This is a genomic window from Oscillibacter sp. CU971 (genome assembly GCF_905219725.1).
Taxonomy (GTDB): domain Bacteria; phylum Bacillota; class Clostridia; order Oscillospirales; family Oscillospiraceae; genus Oscillibacter.
In genome coordinates this window covers 1-3,465 of sequence record NZ_CAJMXG010000269.1, presented here as the reverse complement: position 1 = coordinate 3,465, position 3,465 = coordinate 1, and the positions used below count along the sequence as shown (strand labels likewise).

Below are 3,465 nucleotides of genomic sequence, written 5' to 3'. Positions count from 1 at the left end.
GCAATACAGACCTTTGAATTAGACAAAATAGTTGAAATGCAGTTATTTGAAAGAATGAAAACTATTTTGGAGAGTGAAAAGGCTCTTGTACCTGTTGAGGACAGCAAAAAAGTAAATGACCTAAAAATTAAAATGGTTGAAGTTCAGCAACGTATAGACGCATTGACTGAAAGCATTGCTAGCTTGTCAGTTAAAGTGATTGCGGAAGTAAATAAGAAAATTGAACAGGAGATAGAAAAGAAAGACAGTTTAGCGGCAGAGTTGGAAGAAGCTTTAAGGGAGCAACGCAGTAAGAATTATTCCCAATACAATATTGAAGAATATATAAACAACTGGGAAGATTATGATACGGAAGAAAAGAAACGAGTTGCTCGGATATTCATTGATAAGGTCATTGTAAAGGATGGGGATATACAAGTAATTATGAAATAATTGGAAATATTTGTTAGTTTTCTTTTATATATTTAGCTTTTCACCGCACACGGCGCTCCATCAATGCAGATTGATTGTTGCGTGTAGGGCCAGCCATATTTGGGAAGAATCATATGGTCATAAGGTCTATGGTCTGAAACACATTGAGAGGATACATCCTGCGCAGCGTTCATCAAGGCATCACTGACGGATAGCTCTGACCGGCCATTTTCCCGCCGCACCTGATTGATTAGCCGGACCATTTCCAACCGCATTTCCATGTTAGCATTCAGGTCAATCTCCGCAGGAGCGGAGGCATCCGCCTTCACTGTGAAAACCAAGGACCCGGATTCTCCGATGGCATTGGTAACGGTGACCGTAGCGGAGCCGGGGGCTTTGGGCACAACGACCCAGTATCCGGCGACCTGCTCCAGCGAGGCGACCGCCGGATCGCTGGAGTTCGCCGCGCAGTCCGTTCCGGCGGGGCTGATGATGAGGGAGCTTCGCTCTCCCACGGTCAGCTCCGTGCCCTTCACGCTGCTGACCTGGAGCGTTTCCGCCTTGGATGCGGACGGCTGGGGCGCGGGTTTTGCTGGGGCCTCGCCGGTATAGGACGCGCCGCTGTCCACCTGGACGCCGTCCTGATAGTAGCCATTGAAGCCCACCGCTTGTCCAATATCGCGGAGTTTGACGTAGTTGTTCCCGGCGATGTTGTAAGCCGTCATCTGTACCTGCCGCCCGTCCACATAGATGGGGGACCAAGCGGGTTCCGCCGTGATACCGGCGGCCACAGCGCCTCCGGTGAGCGCCGCGCCGAGAGCCATGCCAATGACCAGCGTACCGAAATCTTTCTTTTTCATCTCTGGGTTCCTCCTTCGCGTATTCCGGGAGGCTCAGGCCATGGCGAGCTTTGGCGCGGCGTCCTGCTCCAGGGCGGGAGCTATCGCCAGGACATGCCATGCCCCGCCCGAGAATCTGGAGTGGCAGACCGCCCCGTCCAGGACTTCCATGTCTTCGGGCCGGTCCCTCGCCAGGGCCAGGGACCGCCTTGACGTCACATGGTCGCAGCCCTCGGAAGAGATCACATCCACCGCCTGGGCGGGATGCTGGCGGATAAAGTCCAGGACCGTCATGCCGGTCCCTCCCGGTTCTTAGCCACATCATACCCGAAAGCACGGTGGAAAGCTATTGAAACAAAAGGAGAGCCGGGAGAAATAGAAGTGGAAAACCGAAGCATATTATACAACCTCGACGGCCCGGACGCAGTAGCGGAGGTCCCGCTGGTCCCGGACGCAAGTGTACAGGGTGAGGCAGCTCTCGCCGGTTTCCTCCAGGCCGCTCCGGTCCGTCTCGCTGACCTTGGAGACAGTGGTCACCTCATAGGTTTTCGTTCCCAGCTTGGTGGTGAGTGTGATCTCGTCTCCAGCGTCCAGGGTGTGGATTTTCCCGAAGTAATCGTTCGCCCCGCGATTATGGGAAGCGAGGCAGACGTTGCCTCCCCAGATGGAGGTGTCCTCAAAGTGGCCCACGCCCTTGGCAAGCGTGGAGCTGCCGGTGCCCTCGTAGATTTTGACGCTGAGGTCCAGGACGGGAATCTCCAGCCTGCCAAGGTGCCCGCCCTTGTAGTAGAGGTCCTCCGTCACCTCGGTAAAAGTGGCGGCGTCCGTTGCGGTGGGTTTGGTCGTGGTGGTGAGGCTGGAGGAACCGGGCTGATACACCGACCCGCCGCTGCCGGAGGAGGGCGGGACAGCCGTGCCGCCGCCAGAGGGCGCGAACACAGCGCTCCCGCTGGCGGGCGGCAGCACGACCGTTGCGGACATGCTGCCGTTGATCACGGCGCCGGTCCCAGCCTTGGCCTCCGGGGCCAGATTGGGTGTGAGGTAGTCCCCGCTGCCGGGGAGGTCCGCCGTGGGCGTGCCGAAGCCGGGCGGGATCAGGGCGGCGTTTTTGCTGATGTCCGTGTTTTTCCACTCGCCGTTGTCTCGGGTGTGTACCACCTCAATGGAGGTGGCCTTCCCATAGTTGGCCCCGGCGGGCGGTTCGATGTTGTACTCCAGCGCCTCGGCATAGGCCGTCAGGACCAGAGCCACAAGCAGGGTCAGTAAAAAGAGTTTTTTCATGTGGATTCCTTTCCACCGCCGGCCCTCTTGACTACAGGTCGGCGGCAATTTATAATTTAGGGGTTCCAATATTTAGAAAACTGTGGTCAAAGGAGAAGAACGAATGCGATATGAACTGACAAAAGACCTTGAGACCGGGAACGCTGTCATCGACGGGGAGCACCGGGAGTTGTTTCAGGCGGTGAACCGACTGATGGACTCCTGCGGGAAGGGTCAGGGCCGCGCTTCCATGGAGCCCGCCATCCAGTTCCTGATCGAATATGTGGACAAACATTTTAGCCACGAAGAGCGGCTCCAGCAGGAGAGCGGATACCCCGGTATGCCCGCCCATAAGACGTTCCACGCCGGATATAAAAAGACGCTCCGGGAAATCGCCGCGAAGATTCCGGCGTCAGGCCCCTCGGTGGCGGACCTGAGCGCGCTGAACAAGCATGTGGCGGTCCTGGTCAACCACATCCGGGTGGAGGACAAGAAGCTGAGCGCCTACATGAAGCAGAAGTAAACGCCGTCATTCCGTTCCTTCCTCGGATTCATGCCGCCGCTTCAGGTACAGCGCCGTTCCCATGCCGCCGCCCGCCAGGGCGATCACGCCCAGGGGGACCAGCAGGTAAGCCCAGTTGAAGCGGAACCCGGAGTCGGCGCCGGAGTCCGCTTCCGTGGGGATAATATCCACTGTGGGAGCGTCCCCCTCGAAGATGGCCACGTACCGGGTCTTGTTCAGGGCGATCCGGCTGACGGTACCGGAGTAGTTGGCGGTGACCGTGTAGCCTTTTACATAGCTGCTGGTGGCCGAGCCGCTGTAGGTGGCTACGGCGGTGAATCGGTCGCCCATAGCGTGTCCGTCCAGGCTGGCGGTGTTGTCCGTCTGCCAGCTGATATCCTGGAGGGTCAGGGTGCGCCCGCCGTCCTGGATGGTCTTGGGGATGTACGAGGT

At 57.4% G+C, this 3,465-nt stretch carries 5 protein-coding genes and 1 pseudogene; 2 read left to right on the top strand and 4 right to left on the bottom strand.

What is annotated here, in order from left to right; genetic code table 11:
• Window positions 1-432 (top strand): hypothetical protein (locus JX325_RS13895; RefSeq protein ID WP_204791686.1); only part of this gene is annotated, 432 nt, incomplete at its 5' end.
• A gap of 32 nt (window positions 433-464) precedes the next feature.
• Here the strand turns inward: JX325_RS13895 and JX325_RS13890 are convergent.
• From JX325_RS13890 to JX325_RS13880, 3 genes are all read right to left on the bottom strand, one after another.
• The gene (locus JX325_RS13890; RefSeq protein WP_204791685.1) at window positions 465-1,271 is read right to left on the bottom strand and encodes a CAP domain-containing protein; all 807 of its coding nucleotides are present in this window, start codon (window positions 1,269-1,271) and stop codon (window positions 465-467) included.
• A gap of 33 nt (window positions 1,272-1,304) precedes the next feature.
• A complete protein-coding gene (locus tag JX325_RS13885; RefSeq protein WP_204791684.1) occupies window positions 1,305-1,544 on the bottom strand; it encodes a hypothetical protein in 240 nt (79 codons plus the stop codon).
• Between the two features lie 105 nt (window positions 1,545-1,649).
• Window positions 1,650-2,531, bottom strand: coding sequence for a class D sortase (locus JX325_RS13880; protein WP_204791683.1), 882 nt, complete (start codon window positions 2,529-2,531; stop codon window positions 1,650-1,652).
• 103 nt (window positions 2,532-2,634) lie between these two features.
• Here JX325_RS13880 and JX325_RS13875 point away from each other — a divergent pair, with 103 nt between their 5' ends.
• Window positions 2,635-3,033 carry a bacteriohemerythrin gene (locus JX325_RS13875; RefSeq protein ID WP_204791682.1) on the top strand — a complete coding sequence of 133 codons (399 nt, stop codon included), beginning with the start codon at window positions 2,635-2,637 and terminating at the stop codon, window positions 3,031-3,033.
• Window positions 3,034-3,039: 6 nt separating this feature from the next.
• On the opposite strand, the pseudogene JX325_RS13870 reads toward JX325_RS13875, so the two are convergent.
• Window positions 3,040-3,465 (bottom strand): annotated as a pseudogene (locus JX325_RS13870) (cell wall anchor protein); the annotation flags it as partial.

Coding starts and splice junctions, on each gene's coding strand:
- JX325_RS13890 (WP_204791685.1), bottom strand. CDS start 1,271: ATGAAAAAGAAAGATTTCGGTACGCTGGTCATTGGCATGGCTCTCGGC.
- JX325_RS13885 (WP_204791684.1), bottom strand. CDS start 1,544: ATGACGGTCCTGGACTTTATCCGCCAGCATCCCGCCCAGGCGGTGGAT.
- JX325_RS13880 (WP_204791683.1), bottom strand. CDS start 2,531: ATGAAAAAACTCTTTTTACTGACCCTGCTTGTGGCTCTGGTCCTGACG.
- JX325_RS13875 (WP_204791682.1), top strand. CDS start 2,635: ATGCGATATGAACTGACAAAAGACCTTGAGACCGGGAACGCTGTCATC.